The sequence below is a fragment of the Nonomuraea glycinis genome, assembly GCF_035920485.1.
GTDB lineage: Bacteria > Actinomycetota > Actinomycetes > Streptosporangiales > Streptosporangiaceae > Nonomuraea > Nonomuraea glycinis.
Map to the genome: position 1 here is coordinate 7,682,861 of NZ_CP109166.1, position 17,547 is coordinate 7,700,407.

The window sequence follows — 17,547 nt, forward strand, 5'->3', positions numbered from 1 at the left end:
AGTACGGCGGTGGCCGTCATAGGAAGGGGTGGGGGTCGGAGGTGAGCTCTTCCGGCGCCAGGTCCCGGTCGCGATGACCGAGCAGCCGCGGCACGGTCAGGAGCCGGGGGAGATCGTCGAGACGGCGGTGGTCGTGCCCGAAGGTCATCGACAGGGTGCCGGGAATCAGCACCTTCACACAGGTGAACCCGCCCGCCCGGTGCTCGGAGCCGGTCTGGTCGACCACGATCACGTCGAGCCCGGTGTCCAGATAGCGCTTGACCATCTCGGTGAGCACGCCCGTCAGATCCGTACCGGTGACGGCTCCCAGGTCGGCCGGCCTGCGACGGCCGGGCGCCCCGGTGAGGAAGTCGAGCCGCCGCGCGGCGTCCGGATGCGCGTACAGCAGGGAGTGGTCATCCATCTCCTTGACGAGCCCGGGGTCGGCCAGCATCTGCCGCGCCCGTTCACGGTGCTCTGCGTACTTCTCGCCCACGGGAGCGATGCTCGAGGCGACCTCGGAGAGGGCGTTGGCCATGGCGCGTTCCGGGTCGGGGCTGGACCCGGCCGCGGAGATCGTCGCCGCCCGGCCGTCGTCGCGCGGGTTGACGGCGATGGCCCACACGCAGGGGATCCGCTGCTCCACGCTGATGTCGTGGAAGAACACGTCGTACCCGGTCTCCGCCTCCACGGACGCGAGTTGCCACAGCAGCCGGCGATCGGACACCCCGGCCGTCTCGATGCGCGGCGCGGGTATCCTGCAGTACCAGGTCAGCAGGAAGGCGTCGCGCTCGGCGACCTCCAGGACGCCGTGCAGGACGGCCTCTTCGAGGGAGCCGCCGAGGGCGCAGCCATTGGAGATCTCGTAGACCAGCTCGTGCCCGTTCTGGTAATAGGCGCAGGACTGCGGCACCAGGATCGGCTCCTTCCGCGCGAAGGAGTAGCCCCACACCCAGGTGTAGGTCTCATTCACGTCGAACGGCCGGTACAGGAAGCCGGGCAGGCGGTACCGTTCCGGCGGGTAGAGGCCCAGGGTCCGCGGATCGAGCGCGTGCCCGGCGACCTCGGCGAAGCTCGCGCGCACCGCCGGCCTGCGCGCGCCCTGGGCGCCACCGTACCTCTCGAGTCCTTCCAGCACGGCGATGCGCCTGCCGGCGGTGCGCGTCTCGGCGCGCCCGTAGCCCATGACCTCGCCGCCGCCGCGCCCGCCCACTCTGGCCGACGCGACGGCCAGGACACCTGCCGTCCATTCCGAGATCGAGCCGATCAGCCCGCATTCCTGGTCCACGTACAGCTCTTCCAGGTCCTCGGTGACCTCCCGCGTACGGAAGCTCCCTGCGCGCTGCATCTGCCGGGGTTCCAGGACCAGGTCCGCCAGTTGGGCGGTGTCCTGCGGCGCGTCACCGCAGGTGTCGCAGAGCGCGTCCGGCAGGAACGGATGAACGCCGACGTCCAGGCGCTCCAGATTCACCGTCATCAGGGCCCTGCGCGTCCGGGAAGCGTCCCCTTCCGCCAGCAGGGCCGCGACGATTTCGGCCACCTGCGTGGCGGCGAGCGGGGTGAGCCAGGACGACGGGCGTCCGCGCAGGACCCTGCCGTGCCTGCGCCAGATGGCGCGGTGCCCCTCCTGGTCGGTACGGACGAGGCGCCGTCGCCGCTCGGCGCAGGACACGCAGCCCGCCTCACCCGGGGTCTCCAGGGGGCCGATCACCACCTGGCCGAGCTCCGCGCGGACGCGTAGCCACGGCACCGCGAGCTTGGTGGAGGCCGCTCGGGCCTCCGCCGTGCGAGCGGTGTTCCAGCTGTCGTCGGCCGCGATCAGCAGGTGCGGCCCGCCGGGCATCTGCGCCGCCGTGTCATGGCGGCCGACCTGCCAGTCGGCCGCCAGCCGACCGGCGATGGCGTCGTGCATCAGCCCGTGCCCGATCAGCGCCACCTCACGCATCAGCCACCACCACCCGAGTCAGATAGGGCATGATCGCGGCCACTTCCGGATCATGATCGAGGGGCACGGCCAGCGCCACCCGGCCGCCGGCGCGTAGCCGCGAGGCCGCCGTCGCGAGGTCTCCTGCCGGGGCCGGAGTCCGCCGCCATGGGCCGCGCAACCGGGCGGGCAGCGGTTCCGCCTGGCCGTACCGGGGGGATTGCAGGTGCACGAGCGTGGACCTCAGTCCTTCTCCCAGCGCCTCGGCCGGGTCCAGGTCGGCGAAGTAGCCGATCGTGACCTCGCCGGCGCAGTACGCGAAGGCCGGGATGCCCAGCGGGCCGGTGAGGTCGTACACGTCGGGCAGTTCGTCGAGGCGGGAGAGCACCTCGCGGCATCTGCGCCCTTCCTGGCGCAGGTCGACGGCGGTGAGGTCGATCCGCGGAAAAGGCGCGGAGCGCGCGGCGAGACCGGCGATGATCATCTGCAGGCACCGGCCGGCCAGTCCCTTGCCGAGGGCGTGCTCCCAGCTATCCCCGGTCGCGAGCCCGGCGCCTCCGCTCCCGAAGACATCGGCGGCCGGTACCAGTCGCGCCCGGTCCGGGCGGTCGATCTCGTGCGCCCAGACGTCGGATCCGACCAGCCTCCGCGGATCCACCGTGCGCGCTCCGTAGGCGGCCAGCGCGCGGCAGGCGGCGTCGCGGTGCGCCGCCTCGTGGCCGAATCCGGCGCCGATCACCGCCTCCCCGTCCGGCGATACGGCCCGGCACAGGTTCATCAGCACTTGGGGCGCGTCTGCCTCGGCAAACCTGACAACGCCCAGGCGCTCGTCGACGCACGGGGCGATCCTGCGCAGGAATGACTCCTGGTCGAGACGTTCGCCGGCCAGGAGATCACGCACGCGCCGGAGGAACTCCTCGCGGGAACGCGGGGACGCCGGGCGTGTCAAGGGGTGGGGCAGGCAAGAGTGGCGCGTGCGCCGCCACGTCCCCTGCTCGATCCTGACCAGGAGGCCGCGTTCGGCGGGCGGGACGGCGCCGGTCAGCTCCCGGTAGGCGGTCTGGACCAGGCTCGCTGCCGCTCCCGGCGGCGCGGTTCCGCCCTGCCCAGCCGTGACGCCCATCCGGCGCCTCGCGTCGTCCCATCCCGGCGCCGCGGGCGGCAGCAGCCAGGTGGCCTCGCCCGTGACGACCATCAGGGCGAGGGGGATCGCGCGCTCCGCGCAGGCGTGCTCCAGCGGCAGGGCGGCCGGCCCGTCGCCCGCGTAGAACACCAGGTCGGTGCCCGCGGGGAGATCGGTCACCGCGGCGGAGGAGAGGTCCAGTACCGTGATGTCCCGCAATCCGGACGACGAAGCCGCCCTGACCAGTTGTCCCAGCATCGGCTCCACGCCCGCCACCACCGCGGCGCGGCCGGCGTAGCTGTCATCCCGGTCCTCTTCGAGGGCGTCGCAGGTCCGCAGGAGCTCGACGACTCGCCTCACCGCCTTCTCCCGGTCGGGCGGCATCCCGGCGGTCAGGTCCCCGATCGTGTACCTGCCGTCGAGGAACGGCGCGAGCCGGTCGACCCAGCCCGCGATCGCAGCCCCATCGATCCGCGCCAGCCCTCGATGCGTGAGTACGCGCAGGCCGTCGCCAGTCAGGGCCAGGTAGACGTCGTCACGCATCCACAGCCTCATCGCGCCGCTCCCCGCGGGAGGGATCCGAGCGCGAACTCGCCCACCGAGCCCTCGTCCATCTCGTCCAGGCCGGTGGCCGCCGCGAAGGCGGTGGAGTCGCCGCCGCCGAGCGCGCAGGGCGCCAGCTGCATGGCGGTCGCCACCAGGTACATCGTCTGGAAGAGGACGCCGACGTTCTTCATGATCAGTGAGTACGCCATGGACTGGTAGTTCCACATGACGCGTCCGAACCGTGCCGCGATCACCAGGAGCACCTGCGGCTCCTCGTGCCCCGTCGACGCGGCGGCGGTGCGCAGGAGCCGCCGCACCTCGGGGGTGACCCCGCAAATCCTCTCCAACCGGTGGCGCTGCGGATCGTAGTGATGCAGCCCCTGCTCCAGCCCGTGGACCTGCCGGATCACCGGGTAGATCTCCAGTTCGTACAGGGCTCCGCCACTGGGATACGGCCGGCGCACATAGTCGGCGCCGCCGGCGCGGAAGACATCCCGGTTGCGCGAGCAGCGGTAGAGGAACTCCCCGAGTTCCGCCGCAGTCATCGGGTTCGACGCGTCGTACCTGCACAGCGAGCGCCGTTGCTCCAGCACGGTGGTCAGCCCGGGGTCGCCGGCGCGTACGCGGCTCAGATCGGGTCGGGCAAGCTCGACGACCTCGCCGTCGAACGGCTCACGGAGCGCCGCGTGCGGGACCGGCCTCCCTGCGGCCCAGTCGCCCTTGCCGTACGGGACTCCGGGCAACGGCCTGCGGCTGCGTCGGTGGAACCACAGCTCGTGGGGTCGCCAAGTCGGCGACCGGTCGTCCTCGTCGCCGGCCCGGGCGACCGCCAGTCCACCGGCCCACAGGTCGCGGCGGAACCGGCGCAAGGCCGGGACGTCGTCGTCGGCCGGCCGCGGCAGCCCGAGCCAGGCCAGGGCGCGCGAGTCGTGCAGCCGCACGCGGCACCATGAGCGCGGGGACTCCAGGACCATGGCGCTCCCGTCTCTGCGGGCCACCGCGTACCGCGACAGCACCAGGTCCTCGGGCATCTCACCCGCGATCGGGTGCTGCGGTCCTTCCGGCTCCACGGTGTAGACGTCCGTTCCCGACCAGGTCACGGTCGCCTGGAGCCACCCCTCGCGCTGCAGCAGGCTCAGGTCCTGCTCCACCAGTTCCTGCGCCGGGACCGGCTCCCTGGCCAGCCGGTGCAGCAGCGCCTGCTGCGCCGTGCTCAGACGACCCAGCGCCGTGCTGTACGGCCCGCTGAGCAGGTAGTAACAGCGGTCAGGTGTGACGCCACCCGAGACACCCGGCCGGATCCGGACGCGTTCCTCGATCTGCGATGTCATTTCGATATCTCTTCCTCGCCAAGGTCCAGCACGGTCCGCGCGGCCAGGGCGGCGGCGTACTGCTCGGTGAGCAGATCGACCCCCAGCCGGTTGGCCGCGAGGTGCGCGCACGTCGTCATCACCGCCGGCTGCCGCCGGGGCTCCAGCTCCTTCTGCAGGCCCGCCATGGTCTGCGCCCAGCCCGCCAGGCCGTCGCCCGGCGGCAGCCGATCCGTCCGCTCGACCAGCGCCCGCATGCGCCGCCCCAAGGGGAGCAGGACGTCGCGTTGCCGCGCGAAAAGATCGGCGTGATCCCCCCGCGGCAGCGCACCGGCCCCCAGCCGCAGCAAGACGATGAGGTACATCGCCACGACGGCGGTCACCCGCTGCTCGGGCGTGACTCCTGCCGTGAGCATGGACAGGACGATCCTGCTGGAGTCCACGAAGTGCTTCTCCACCGCCCCCATCGCGACCCGCCCGTAGCGCCGGTTCTCCCTGCGGTAGGGAATGAACGACACGGAGTTGTTCTGCGCCAGTTCGCGGGCGAAGCCCGCCATCCCTTCCCCGCGTGCCAGCAGAGCGGCCCTCGTCTCGTACTCCTCCTGGCGCACGGCGACGGCGGAGGGGCAGGCGCGGAAGAAGGCGCGGCTCCTGGTCTCGATGACGCGCCGTACCCGGTCGTGCTCCGCCGGCTCGGCTCTCACGCGCAGGCGTACGTGCGGACCGGCCTCCCAGTAGCGCAGGAAGAAGACGTCCGGGCGGTCGCCCCCGTCCGCCAGCTCCGCCACGATCGCGGGAATCAGCCGGACGATCAGGGGATCCTGGTCGCCGTGGTAGAAGAGATGCGCGCTCACCCACTCGTGGTGGCCCACGTCAATCGCCCCACGCCGCGACATCGATCACCATCTCCATGACGTGCTCACCGCCGTGGTTCTCGGGTGCCCGCATCGGATCGGGCAGTGCCTCCTCGAAGGAGACCACCTTGTTCGGCTGTCGCAGCAACTCGTTGAAGGCGTGGAGGAGAAAGGGGTTGGCGAAATCCAGGTACAGCGGCTTGTTCTCGTAGGAACGCCCGCTGGCCAAGCCTCTGACGAAGCACGTCTCCGGGATGCCCGCTTCCAGCCGCCACGCGGTCAGCCGGAGGAGGTATTCGGCCATCGGCTCGTTCGCGCGCCGCGCCGGGATGTTCGCCGGCGTCATGTGACGGCTCGCCCGGCGCACCACGACCCGCCCCACCCGCGCCCGCGGGATCACCGTCACCTCGGGCCCGGACCTGCGCTGCCCACGCGGCGCGATGTCCATGACGGCCTCGGGCGGCTCCTCGCCGAACGCCCGAACGAGCAGCTGCGCCGCGCGCGGCAGGGTCCAGAGGGCGCTGTTGCCGAGATGCAGCGGCCGGACCAGCCGGTCGAGCCTTCCCGACCGCAACCGCAGGAGTTCGCGAGTGGGATCCCGCTCCACCCACAGGTCGTGCAGATCGATCCGATCAGTCCCCGGCCGGACGTCGCCGTGCCACGGATAGGTGATCTCGTACGGCGCGCACGGCTCCCTGACGTTCAACGAGGTGCCTAGAGACCCGCCGAGAGCGGCGAACACCGGATAGTCGCCGGGCGGTTGCGCCCACGGCTTCGTGCGGGCGCCGGTCAGGTGGTCCAGGCGGCTGTGGACCCTGCCGTACCCGGTGAAGATGTTGTTGATCACGAACGTGGGGCCCGACTCGTCCGCCAGCGGCTGCCCGTACACCCCCACCGCGTGCAGGTCGTCCAGCCAGCGCGGGTATCCGGCCACCGCGAGGGTCAGCTCACCGGGCTCGATCGCGACGACCCCGTCAGGTCCGGCCGCGCGCCACAGCAGGCCGGCCGCGTCCTGGCGCAGCGTGCGCAGTTCATGGATGCGCTCGAACACGCTCGCCCGACTGCCTCCTGACGAATGCCACAGCCGGCCGATCTCCTTGCCTGCCGGGGAACCGTCGGCGATCTCCTTCACGAGCTCGTGGTAGAAGGACAGGAAGGGAGTCGGTGGTCGCTGCCCCCACCAGGCATTGAGCGCGATCTTCAAGTCCTGGCCGAAGCTGAACAGCGCCAGCCACCGGCGGATGACCTGCAGGTCGGCCAGAACCGGCTGCCACGCGAGACGCCCGCACTCGGCCAGGGGCTCTCCGGCTACGGCCGTGTCGAAGGTCTGGCTCGTGATCGGCTGCCCCAGGTGGCCGGACAGGCTCCCCATCGCCTGGCCCACCGCATCCAGCCGCCGCCGATGCAGTTCGACGTCCTCGACCGGTACGGCCGCCCGCACGGCCTCGTCGACGGCCAGGAGCAGCGCGCCCTCCTGCGCGAACTCCGCGCTGAGCGAGCGCAACCAGCGCCCCGCCTCGCCTGGTGTGGTGATCTGCCCGGCCGGCTGCGGTATGAGCTGCAGCAGTCCGATCTCGACGAGATGGTCCAGGAAGGCCGCGACCTGGGCGGGCTGGGCGTTTCCCGCCGCCTCCAGCTTGCCTGCCAGCTCACCGAGGGTGATCGCGGCGTCGGGGATCAGTTGCAGGCAGGCGCTGATCGCCGGGGTGGCGTCGATTGTGACCATCGCCTCCGCCGGAGGAGGACCCAGGAAGCGCAGCCGGTCGCCGGAGCCGACCACGCTGGGATTGACCCGGATGATCATGGCGCGCCGCAGCCGTCCGCCCGTGACCAGTGCCGCGTGCAGTTGCGACCGCGCGACATGGCCGAGGTCGAGGACGCCCGCCGCGCCGCGCAGACCTTCGGCGCACTGACGGACCGCCACGTCGTCGTCCGTCCACGTACCGCGTCCCGTCACCATGAACGTGCTGAAGGGGCTGGTCTTCGCCGCGGCCCGGACCAGGTACTTGACCAGGGCGGGCGCCAGCCGCCGGGTACCACGGCCCGGGTCGGCCAGCCACTTGTCCAGATCCGCCGACAGATCGGGGCTCGCCTGGAGGAGCGCCCGCCGGAAGACCGGGGCGGAAACGAGGTCACGCAACCGGCTCTCCAGGGTCGCCATCTCCGATCCGACACGTTCGTCCAGGTCGCGTCCACCATCCCGCCACTCGTCGCAGGCGGCCACCCAGCGTTCCACCCGGTCCGCGAGGTCACGGCCGAGCAGTTCCCGCGTCGCCGGGCTCCACTCGCGGGCGGTCGGCCTGCGCCCCTGATAGACGGCCCGCCGCAGGCCGACGAGCAGCGGCCTCGCTGGGTGCGCCGCCGCGCGTGCGATCACCGGGTACAGCTCATCGCTCAGCGTCGCGCCCTCGGCCCGCACCCACCGTCGCAGCGAGATCCGGTCACGCACGGCCAGTCCCACCTCGTGGAAACGCAGTTCTCGCAGGACGGTGGCCGGTAGGCCGGCCAACCGGATCAATGGAGCAGCGAACATCCTTCACCTCCCCCGAAGAAACGCGGGCCGTGCTGCGCGCAGCACGGCCCGCGGTGCTGTCCGCTACTCCTCGTCTATGTCGTCATCGGGGTCGGCGTGCGGCTTGTCGATGCTGCCGCAGCCGCAGACGCAGCCGCTGGGTCCGACGCACTTGGTGAACGTGCAGGACGCCACGATGTCGTAGCCGCGTCCGAGCGTGAGTGTCTGCACCTCCAGCCCGCTGACGGTGAGGTCGAACACGTCCATCGGAAGATCGTGAACATCGAAGTCGAGGGTGGAAACGGGTGGCATCGATACCCCTTTTTCGCCTAGCTGGAATGCGTGTCCATGCGCTGCCGAAGCTAGCAACGGTGGGTATATCGGAGGTATGTCGGTGCTACGCCGCTAGATCGGTTTCCGCACATGTGGATGTTCAGGATCTTTCGCGCGGTGGCTTGGCGGTGTGTTCGGTGGGCGGCAGGCTGCTGGCGTGTGAGACAACATGCGCGGTTCGGGGCTGCGTCGGCGGAGAAGCTGCTCGGGGCGTTGCCGGTGATAGCGGGTTTCTCTTCCCGCTTGAAGATCAGGGACATCATTGATGAGGCCTGTCCGGTGCGTGATCTAGCCGCGCTCACGCACGGGCAGGTGATCGAGGCGCTGGTCGCCTACCCCGGCCGGATCCTCATCGACTCACTCAAAGACATCGCAGCGACCTGCACGAAGCCCGCTGGTGAGTAGAAGGCGGTACGTGGCCAAGGGCGTTCCCGGCGGGTACCGGATCTGGGACACCAAGGCACGACGGTGGTGGGGAGACCGTTACGAACTCTGCCCTGACGCGCAGTTGGCCAGGAGCTCGTTGAACTCGATGATCTTCTCTTGGTAGTCGGGGTCGTTGTGGCCGATGAGCTGGCCGCCGAACATCAGCCAGTCGGCGAAGTTGTGGAAGGACTCGTTGCGGTTGGTGACCTGGGTGATCTGCTCGCGAAGGTCGGGGTCCGACAGATACCGCAAGAGCGTGATCGTCCTGACGGCGCGGCCGAGTTCGCGGAAGGCCCGGTAGAGCCGGTTCTTGCGGGAGTGGTTGCCCAGCCGGCGCAGCAGGGTGACCGAGGACAGCCGGTTCTCCCGGATGGAGTTCGCGGTGCGGAGCAAGTCCGTCCAGTGCGTCTCGATCAAGGTCCAGTCGATCGCCTCGTCGCCGAACAGTGAGTCGATATGCTGATAGGGGGTCCCCGCAGACCGACGTCGACGTCCTGATGAAGGAGATCGTCAAGCAGCCGCTGACGTCCGAGCCGGGCACGAAGATGCAGTACAGCAATGCCGGCTACATCGTCCTGGGCGCGATCATCGAGCAGGTGGGCAAGCACGACTACGCCGACCACGTCCGCAAGCACATCCTGACGCCCGCACGGATGCACGACACCTTCCTCGGCCCCTGGACGCCCGCCAAGGTCAAGCGCATGGCTCATCCCTACGCACTGTTCGACACGAACGGCCAGTGGGTCGGCATGCCGGTGATGGACGGCACCACACCGGAGGGCGAGCTACGCGACCTCGGCGACCAGCCCGACGGGGCGTCGCCCGCTGGTGGCGCCATCTCCACCGTGGGCGACATGCTCAAGTTCGCCCAGGCCCTGCAGGGACACCGGCTGCTCAATGCCAAGCTCACCCGGACCGTCATGGAGGGCAAGGTGCAAGGCCTGAACAAGGACAGCAAGTACGCCTACGGCTTCAGCGACGAGGTGCGCAACGGCGTACGCGTGGTCGGCCACAACGGCGGCATCCCCGGCTACTGGAGTGAGCTGGACATGTTTCTCACCAAGGGCTACACCATCGTCATCCTCACCAACCAGGACCTCGCCCTCTTCGAGCCACTCAGGAAGGCCAGAACCCTGATAACGGGTTAGCGCCGCCCTCATCACTCTGGTCATCTGGTGGATCACCCACCGCTAAAGGCCCACCCGCCCGGCAGGCTCTCAGCCCTCGACGCGAGAGCCCTGCCGGAGCCGGCGACTTATGAGAACACACTCCACGGTCCCGCACGTTAACGATCAGAAGAGCATCGCTCCGGAGCCGGACGCGGGGTTGTGTCGGCTCGCCGCAGCTTCGGGAGTTCTAGGCCAGGACAGTGGCACTGGCGATGCCAGCCTCGGGCAACGCCACCGCGCCGAGCGGCCGCAGGCCCTTGTCCGGGGCCGAGGAAGCGATCGCGTAGCGGCCCAGGCAGTTGAGGTGGGCGTGGCCCAGCGGGGACAGCCGCGCCACGTCCTCGTCCTTGACCGGCACGCCCTGGGCGCGCAGTTGGTCGACGATCGCTGACAGATACGTCGAATTCCACAAGACCACGGCATTGAGAACGAGCCCTAATGCCGCTAGCTGATCTTCCTACCCTTCCACCCGCAGCCGCACCAGCGAAAACCAAGTGAAGATCCGACTGGACCTCGGTCAGTCGATGCCTTCGACGATGCGGAAGTCGCGCTCGACGCCGTCGGAGAGGGCGACCAGCGCCTCCTGGTAGGCCGCACTCTCGTGCGCCGCGACGGCCTGCTCGAAGCTGTCGAACTCGATCAGGACAGTGCGCTCGGCGATTCCGGCGTCATGCGCCACGACCCGACCGCCACGGGCGAGGAGCCGACCGCCCCCGGCCTCGACGGCCGGACCGGCCAGCTTGTTGTAAGCAGCCAGCTTCTCAGGGTCTGAAATGGTGCGGTAGGCGCTGACCCAGTAGCCCTTGGGCATGGAACCTCCAGTGTTGGGATGAGTGCATCTAACTTACGGGTTGGTCTCGGACGAGCGTCGACGGGCGAGAGCGAGGCTTGTCAGCGTCGTGATCGCCATGGCGCCGATGCCGACCAGCGCCGCGGTGGTGTAGGCGCTGTCGTCGGGGAAGAGGTGGCCGGGGCCGGTGCCCGAGGCGAGGATCAGGCCGCCGAGGGCGCTGCCCAGGGAGTACCCGACGCTGCGGACGACGTAGTTGAAGCTCATGGCGCTCGACGTCTCGCTCTTGGGGGTGACGGCCAGGATGACGCCGGGCATCGCGGCCGAGAAGCCGCCGACGCCGAAGCCGAGCACACCCATCGCCGCGAACAGTTCGGCCAGGTCCGACCGGGCCGCCGCGAACAGGGCGAACCCGCCGCCGACCACGACAGCGCTGCCGGCCAGGAGCAGGGGGTCGGCGATCCGCGTCCGGACCCGCGGCGTGAGCTTGCCGGCGACGAACCCCAGCACGGAGAACGGGATGAGGACCAGCCCGGCGACGAAGGTCGTCAGCCCGAAGCCGTAGCCGGCGCCGTGCGGCGTCTGCGCGTACCGGGTGATGAGCGTGAGCAGGAGGTACATGCCGATCCCGCCGACGAACATGGCGAGGTTCGCCCCGGCGACCGCCGGGTGCCGCACCGCCCGTACATCGACCAGGGGCGTCGTGCTGCGCAGCTCGATGACGGCCCAGACGCAGAGCAGCACCACCGCGACGACGGCGAGGCCCGCCGCCACGGCGAGGTGCCGGCTCCACAGATTCCGTTCGCCGGCGAGGAACAGCACCAGGAGCAGCGCAGCGGCCAGGACGACCGCGCCTGCCACGTCCACGTGGGCGGAGCGGCCTTCGGGGGCTTCGGGCATGGAGCGCCACGCGGTCAGGAGGGCGGCGGCGGTGACGACCAGGCCGAGGCCGTAGGCGGCCCGTACCCCGCCGAGCTCGGCGAGCAGTGCGGCCAGCGGGTAGCCGACGCCGGCCCCGATGATCGAGACCACCGAGATCAGGGAGATCACGGCCGCGCTGCGCTCCTCGGGGAGGTGGTCCCGGGCCACGCCCATCATCAGCGCTGTCAGCCCGAGCCCGACGCCCTGGGCCGCCCTGCCGGCCAGCAGCCACGCGAACGGCAGCGGCAGCACGGTGAGCGCGCTGCCGGCGACGACGACCGCCAGCGTGACGAGGATCGTGGCCCGCCGGTGCGGGCCGGCTCCGAGCCGGCCCAGGACCGGCGTGGCGACGGCGCCGCTCAGCAGCGCGACGGTCAGCGTCCACTGCGCGCTGCCGAGCGAGACGTGGTACGAGGTCGCCACGCTGGTGATGAGCGGCGTCCCGAGGCTGGCGACCGCCGCCACGACCAGAGCGATGAACATCAGGGCGGGGACCAGCAGCCGCGCCTCGGAATGCGTGAACGCTTTCCCCGCCGACCGGCTGCCGGTCACTGCTTCGGCCCTTCGCGGTCCTGGTTTTCGAGCTCTGCCAGATGCTTCAGCGCCGGAAGGGCCGCCACCAGCGCCTCGACCTCGTCGCCGGTGAGCTCGCCGATCAACCGCTCGAACGCGTGGACGCCCGCCTGGCGCCGCCTCCGGACATAGGAGGCGCCGGCCTCGGTCAGGCACACCAGCGTGACCCGCTTGTCGGACGCGTCGCCCCGCCGCTCGACCAGGCCGGACTCCTCCATCACCCGGACCAGGGCGGTCATCGCGGGTTGGGTGACGCCCTCGACCACGGCCAGATCGGTGATGCGCCGCGGGCCGGTCCGGTCCAGGGTGGCCAGGGTGGCGGCGGACGTCAGGCTCATGTCCCGGGGCAGGCGTCTCGCGGCCCTGGTGGCCAGGCCGTAGAGGGCCGCCCCGATGGCGGCGGACGCGCCAGGAGCGGTGTCTTGACGACTCATGCTCGAAGCATAGTACTTTTATATTCATAGTTTATGGAAATGGTCGGCCGGCCGGTTCAGCTTCGCCCGCAGCGTCGTCCCGCACCTCGGCCAGCTGCTCGACCGGCTCCTCTGCCAGCAGGTCCAGCTCGCCACGTCACATGGCGATCCGCTCCAGCCTCCCCTCATCCGTCATGACACTCCAACAGATCGTGGGTCACCGCTGATCTCGCCGCGCTGATCGAGCGGCGACCGGAGAAGCGCGACCGCACCCGCGCCATCGACCGGCACAAGGTCCGCGGGATGTGCGCCCATCACGCGGGTAGGTCCGGGGCCACATCAGGGGCATGGCCGTTAAGACCGTCCTGGATCAGAATGTGCCGATGACGACTCCGGTCTCGACATGCAGATCTGGTTGATCGACAGGTGGACCGGAACACCCGTCAACGCCGCACCGGACGAGCACGACGCTGTGGCAGCTCGCCGCTGAGCTTGCGGATGTCGATGGCCGTGCCCTGCGAACCGGCCTGTGATCGCGAGAAGTTCCTGTCCTGGCTGGAGCGGACCTTCGGCCTCGCCCCGCCGACGGCCCGGTCACCGTCATCGCGACCGCGCGGGCCAAGCTCAGCGACCGCCTGGCTGGAACGTCTGGGGTTGTTCGTTCGTCGTCCGAAGTGTGACGAGCTCTTCAGATCTTGACGAGCGGCTGCGCGCGGCAGCCGCCCGAACGCACCGGGCCGACCACCTGCGGCGCCGGCACGCGGCCACCGCACAGCAGATCCAGCAGGCCCACCACACGCTGGCCGGCCTGGAGAAGGACCTGTCCAAGGAGGAGGCCGACGTCACCCGCCTGGAAGGCGGGCTGACCGCTTTCCTGGCCCGCCTGGTGAGCCAGCGCGAGGAGTTGCTGGACCGCGAGCGTGCCGAGGCAGCCGCCGCCAGGCAGCGGCTCGACGGCCACCGGGCCCGGCTTGCCCAGATCGAGGCGGACGCGCAAGCGATCGAAGCCGAGCTGGCGGGACTCGCGACGGCCCCGGCGGAGTACGAGAAGCTGCTGGCCGAGAAGGAGCGGCAGCTCCTTGCCCGCGGTGATGCCCGCGCCAGTGAGCTGGCGAACCTCGGTGCCGCCCTCGGCCGCGTCTCGGCAGAGCTGCGCGAACACACCGAGGCGTACCAGGCCGGGCAGGCCGCACTCCACGCGCTGGCCCAGGTGCTCGGCTACCTCGGCTCGGCCAAGGGCGCCTCCACCTGGGACCTCTTGGGCGGCGGCCTGATCGCCGACGCTGTTGAGCACAACCGGCTGCGCTCCGCCGACGAGGCCGCATGGCACGCCCAGCGGGCCCTGGACGTCTTCTCTCGCGAACTCGACGACGTCGGTGTCTCCGCGCGTGCCCGCCTGCCCAAAGTGGACACGCGGTGGTTCGTCGACACATTCTTCGACAACATCATCACCGATGTGCTGAAGCATCAGCGCATCGAGAACACCCGCGCCGAGGTCGAGCGGACGGCCCGATGGGTCCAGGACGTGGGGAAGCACCTGCGGCACCGTAACGCCGAACTGTCCAAAGAACGAGCGCGACTGCTGGCCGGGCGGGAGGAGTTGCTGCGCGGTTGAGGCGTACGGAGGAAAGCGGCAACCATCCGCACCTGATCCATCTCACCGTCAATGGCTGTCCTCGAACGTCAACACGCAGACTTGCATGCCCGCCGAGCAGGGGTGGCCTCCCGCGCGCTGACGGCCTTGAGCGTCTGGGCACTGGGCGAGGCTGGTTTCCACCGTCTGCACCTGCACGCCCGCATCCGAGGCGACGAGCAGTTCGGCTCAGCGAAGCTGATGCGCGCAGAAGATCGGGATCGGCCGGGATAACAGGAGTTCCGGCCATGAGCGGATCTTGAACTCTCTCACTTGCGAAAATATCGAGGTACCGAGCTCCGTCGTGGGGCTTGTGCCAGCCGTACTTCCGGGTCACCCGTGCCCGCCGGCGGCGGCGAGTGACCGGAGCTTTCCGCTGTTGGCGTCGAGCCAATGGGTCGTGTCCTCCAGCTTGCGGATCCGGTCGGTGACCTCGCCGAGCTGTGCCTTCCCGTTCAGCCAGCGGCCCGCCCGCGACAGGGCGCTGCCGGCCGCCCGGGCGAGGAGCAGCCGGGGCAGCGCGTCGGCCTCGGCAGCATCCAGCGGGCGGACCGAGGCGTATCCCCGGAGGAAGGCCGCCGTGCGGAGCTGCCAGTCCCGAGTGTCCAGGGCCCCGCTGAAGAACAGCGCCGCCATCATGTCCTGGACCAGGAAGCCGACCCCGGCGAACTCAAAGTCAAGCAGCCCGCTCACCTCCCCGGTGTCCTCGTCGACCAGCACGTTCGAGGCCGCCAGGTCACCGTGGATGACCTGGGTCGGCAGCGCGCCGCCGCCCGCAGGCCACTCCTGCTCGACGCGGCGCGCCACGGCGTCGAGGCGGGAGACCCGCTCCGCGCTGATCCCGGCGGCGCGCAGCTGACGGCAAAGGGCGCCGAAGTGCGGCACGGCGGGGTGCGTCAGAGGATTACCGCGCCAGTCGCCCAGTCCGTCTTCTGGCGGCACGCCAAGCATCGCCTCGCCGAGCAACCCGGCCGCCCGGCCGAAGCGCTCGAGTGCCGTCTGGTCCGTGAGGTCGGGCCGCACGCCGGGGATCCACCGGCAGACGGTGGCCGGCCCGGCCGCAGTCTCGATCACCGTGTCCCCGCTGAGCGTGGCGACTGGCTCAGGCACCTGGAAGGGAAGTCCGGCCTGCCGCACCCCCCGCAAGATCCGGTGCTCGGCGCCCACCTGCGCGGCGGACAGGGTCTGGCTGACCCGGAGCACGAATCGGAGGCCCCCCTGGCGGAGCATGAACGTCTGGTTGTTGGTCCCCTGCTCGGCTCGGATGATCGTCGTGCTCGGGGGGAAACCCCACGCTGCCGTCAGCGTGGCCGGGAACTCCAGGTCGGCGGGCGCGCTCACGCGTCAATTTTGGCAGCATGCCCAGGCCGGCGCGCAACCGGATATAGGCGCCTTCAGCCCAAGAGTCGGCAGAGGGTTCCCGTTCCAATCGACCAGCCGGAGCGGGGGCGAGTGTGTCGATTGGCTGCGACAGCCCGCCGGTGCAGCGAGACCATGAGGCTGGTCAATCGAATTCGCTCCGAGTGGAAGCTCGCGACGCAGGCAGGGTCGTCATGGCCAATGCGTTTCCAGTCGGGCGATATCAGAATCGCAGCCGTCCGCGCCGACGGAGCGTTCGTCGGTACCTGCCATGCCCGTCGCCGGCAGCGTAGGCGAGCCGTTGTCCCCGCTGGTCTACCATCCGTTCGCCGGGTACCTGGCGTGCTTCACCGCTGCGCTACTTGGGCGACAGCCGTTCCAGCGCCCGTGACCTGCCTGGCCACCGCATCAAGGATGAAAGAACTGTGACCGCAGGCCAAGAAGGGACACCTTCATGAACTCACGGACGAGCGATCGCAGTCGAGCGTTGCCCTGGTGGGATGTGGTCGAGCAGCGCAATGTGCCCAAGCAGGCCGGCCGGGGGGAGGATCGGCTGGTAGTGATCGATGGCGATTCAGGGGTTTCGTGCGCCGCGGTGATCGACGGAGTCACCGACAAGTCGGGGCGCGATTACGGGGGCATGACCGGCGGGGCCCGAGCCGCTGATTGCGTCGCCGCATCGCTCCGCCGTCTGCCGCCCGACACCCCGCCGCAGGCAGCGGCCGACGCCATAACGACGGACCTGGCGCGGTTACGTCGTAGCTGGGGGATCGCCGATGATGACCCTCTGGCCCCAGCTGCGGTCGCCGCGGTGTTCCTGCCCGCGCAAGGAGTGATCTGGCGGGTGGGCGATGTGCATGTGGCCATCGGCCGTGGCGCGAGGTGGGAAACGCGACCCGCGGACAAGCTGATCGACCGAGTGCTGGCCGGGACACGGGCGGCCTATCTGCACTGTCTGCTCGCAGAGGGACACGATCTGGACGAGCTGATCGCCGAGGATGTCGGACGCGCCCTGGTGTTACCCGTGCTCAAGCGGCAAAGCCTGCTGGCCAATCGTGAGCACGCCGGCCCGTTCGGCTATGGCGTCTTGGACGGCAGGCCGGTTCCTGCACGGTTCGTCGAAGTCATCCATCTCGACCAAGAGGTGGACCAGGTGGTTCTGGCGAGCGACGGATACCTCTCTCCCGCAGGCGACCTCGCTACCGCCGAGCGGGAGCTTGCCGAGTCTCTGCGGGCCGACCCCATGCGCATCGGCGTCCACGCCGCCACGAAAGGGCTGGCTCCGGCGGCCACGAGCTTCGACGACCGGGCCTATATCCGGCTCCAGACCTCGCAGCGCCCGGGGCCGGGGTGATGTTCGTGGCCTCCGTTCCAGCTCTTGGCGCCCATGCCCTGGTCACAGAACTACTTCTGGCGCAGGCTCTCGATTTCGGCGGCCAACACGGCCATCTCGCGCACATGGGTGTAGTACGTGGTCGCATACTCGTCGTCGATCATCGGGAGGACCTTCTCGAACACCGGCGTCAGCCGCGTCAGGCCAGAGCGGCGCTGTTCGCTGAGCGGGCCTGCAAGGACGCCCGAGGCGAAGCCGTAGGCATCCGCGTCGAGCATCACCATGTCCGGGCCCTCGATATCGAGGCCGCGCCAGCCGGGTGGGAACGGCCGCCCTGCGGAGGCAGGTG

At 70.1% G+C, this 17,547-nt stretch carries 15 protein-coding genes and 2 pseudogenes; 4 read left to right on the forward strand and 13 right to left on the reverse strand.

Annotated elements, in window-relative coordinates:
• Positions 1-16 precede the first annotated feature (16 nt).
• The 6 genes from OHA68_RS36140 to OHA68_RS36165 all read right to left on the reverse strand — a co-directional run bounded on the left by OHA68_RS36140 (position 17) and on the right by OHA68_RS36165 (position 8,560).
• A complete protein-coding gene (locus OHA68_RS36140; RefSeq protein ID WP_327104248.1) occupies positions 17-1,924 on the reverse strand; it encodes a TOMM precursor leader peptide-binding protein in 1,908 nt (635 codons plus the stop codon).
• Positions 1,917-3,581: a hypothetical protein gene (locus OHA68_RS36145; RefSeq protein ID WP_327104249.1), complete on the reverse strand. Its 1,665-nt coding sequence runs from the start codon at positions 3,579-3,581 to the stop codon at positions 1,917-1,919. Before OHA68_RS36145 ends, OHA68_RS36140 begins: the two co-directional genes overlap by 8 nt.
• On the reverse strand, positions 3,578-4,903 hold the full coding sequence (locus OHA68_RS36150) for a SagB/ThcOx family dehydrogenase (protein ID WP_327104250.1): 1,326 nt from the start codon (positions 4,901-4,903) through the stop codon (positions 3,578-3,580). Before OHA68_RS36150 ends, OHA68_RS36145 begins: the two co-directional genes overlap by 4 nt.
• On the reverse strand, positions 4,900-5,736 hold the full coding sequence (locus tag OHA68_RS36155; protein ID WP_327104251.1) for a lantibiotic dehydratase C-terminal domain-containing protein: 837 nt from the start codon (positions 5,734-5,736) through the stop codon (positions 4,900-4,902). Before OHA68_RS36155 ends, OHA68_RS36150 begins: the two co-directional genes overlap by 4 nt.
• 19 nt (positions 5,737-5,755) lie before the next feature.
• Positions 5,756-8,269, reverse strand: coding sequence for a lantibiotic dehydratase (locus tag OHA68_RS36160; RefSeq protein WP_327104252.1), 2,514 nt, complete (start codon positions 8,267-8,269; stop codon positions 5,756-5,758).
• Between the two features lie 63 nt (positions 8,270-8,332).
• A complete protein-coding gene (locus OHA68_RS36165) occupies positions 8,333-8,560 on the reverse strand; it encodes a thiomuracin/GE37468 family thiazolyl RiPP peptide (RefSeq protein WP_327104253.1) in 228 nt (75 codons plus the stop codon).
• A gap of 180 nt (positions 8,561-8,740) precedes the next feature.
• On the opposite strand from OHA68_RS36165, the gene OHA68_RS36170 reads away from it, so the two are divergent.
• The gene (locus tag OHA68_RS36170; RefSeq protein WP_327104254.1) at positions 8,741-8,986 is read left to right on the forward strand and encodes a DUF4277 domain-containing protein; all 246 of its coding nucleotides are present in this window, start codon (positions 8,741-8,743) and stop codon (positions 8,984-8,986) included.
• A 78-nt stretch (positions 8,987-9,064) separates the two neighbouring features.
• Here OHA68_RS36170 and OHA68_RS36175 read toward each other — a convergent pair.
• Positions 9,065-9,475: pseudogene (locus OHA68_RS36175) on the reverse strand (Tn3 family transposase); the annotation flags it as partial.
• Here OHA68_RS36175 and OHA68_RS36180 point away from each other — a divergent pair.
• Entirely contained in the window at positions 9,454-10,155 is a 702-nt protein-coding gene (locus OHA68_RS36180) for a serine hydrolase domain-containing protein (protein ID WP_327104255.1), read from the forward strand. The pseudogene OHA68_RS36175 and the gene OHA68_RS36180 sit on opposite strands and share 22 nt — an antisense overlap.
• 208 nt (positions 10,156-10,363) lie before the next feature.
• On the opposite strand, the pseudogene OHA68_RS36185 reads toward OHA68_RS36180, so the two are convergent.
• From OHA68_RS36185 to OHA68_RS36200, 4 genes and pseudogenes are all read right to left on the reverse strand, one after another.
• A pseudogene (locus OHA68_RS36185) lies at positions 10,364-10,633 on the reverse strand (Tn3 family transposase); the annotation flags it as partial.
• Between the two features lie 60 nt (positions 10,634-10,693).
• Complete coding sequence (locus tag OHA68_RS36190; RefSeq protein ID WP_327104256.1) at positions 10,694-10,987, reverse strand: DUF1330 domain-containing protein; 294 nt, start codon at positions 10,985-10,987, stop codon at positions 10,694-10,696.
• A 33-nt stretch (positions 10,988-11,020) separates the two neighbouring features.
• Positions 11,021-12,439, reverse strand: a complete 1,419-nt coding sequence (locus OHA68_RS36195) for an MFS transporter (RefSeq protein ID WP_327104257.1) — start codon at positions 12,437-12,439, stop codon at positions 11,021-11,023.
• Positions 12,436-12,894 (reverse strand): MarR family winged helix-turn-helix transcriptional regulator, encoded by a 459-nt coding sequence (locus OHA68_RS36200; RefSeq protein WP_327104258.1) that lies wholly within the window; start codon positions 12,892-12,894, stop codon positions 12,436-12,438. The genes OHA68_RS36195 and OHA68_RS36200 overlap by 4 nt, the downstream gene beginning before the upstream one ends.
• Before the next feature lie 655 nt (positions 12,895-13,549).
• Between OHA68_RS36200 and OHA68_RS36205 the strand changes: the two genes are divergently transcribed.
• Positions 13,550-14,488, forward strand: a complete 939-nt coding sequence (locus tag OHA68_RS36205) for a hypothetical protein (RefSeq protein ID WP_327104259.1) — start codon at positions 13,550-13,552, stop codon at positions 14,486-14,488.
• Positions 14,489-14,839: 351 nt separating this feature from the next.
• Here the strand turns inward: OHA68_RS36205 and OHA68_RS36210 are convergent, their stop codons facing one another.
• Complete coding sequence (locus tag OHA68_RS36210) at positions 14,840-15,847, reverse strand: phosphotransferase enzyme family protein (protein WP_327104260.1); 1,008 nt, start codon at positions 15,845-15,847, stop codon at positions 14,840-14,842.
• Between the two features lie 472 nt (positions 15,848-16,319).
• On the opposite strand from OHA68_RS36210, the gene OHA68_RS36215 reads away from it, so the two are divergent.
• Positions 16,320-17,219, forward strand: coding sequence for a hypothetical protein (locus tag OHA68_RS36215; RefSeq protein ID WP_327104261.1), 900 nt, complete (start codon positions 16,320-16,322; stop codon positions 17,217-17,219).
• Positions 17,220-17,269: 50 nt separating this feature from the next.
• Here OHA68_RS36215 and OHA68_RS36220 read toward each other — a convergent pair whose 3' ends face one another.
• A complete protein-coding gene (locus OHA68_RS36220; protein WP_327104262.1) occupies positions 17,270-17,482 on the reverse strand; it encodes a hypothetical protein in 213 nt (70 codons plus the stop codon).
• Positions 17,483-17,547: the final 65 nt, after the last annotated feature.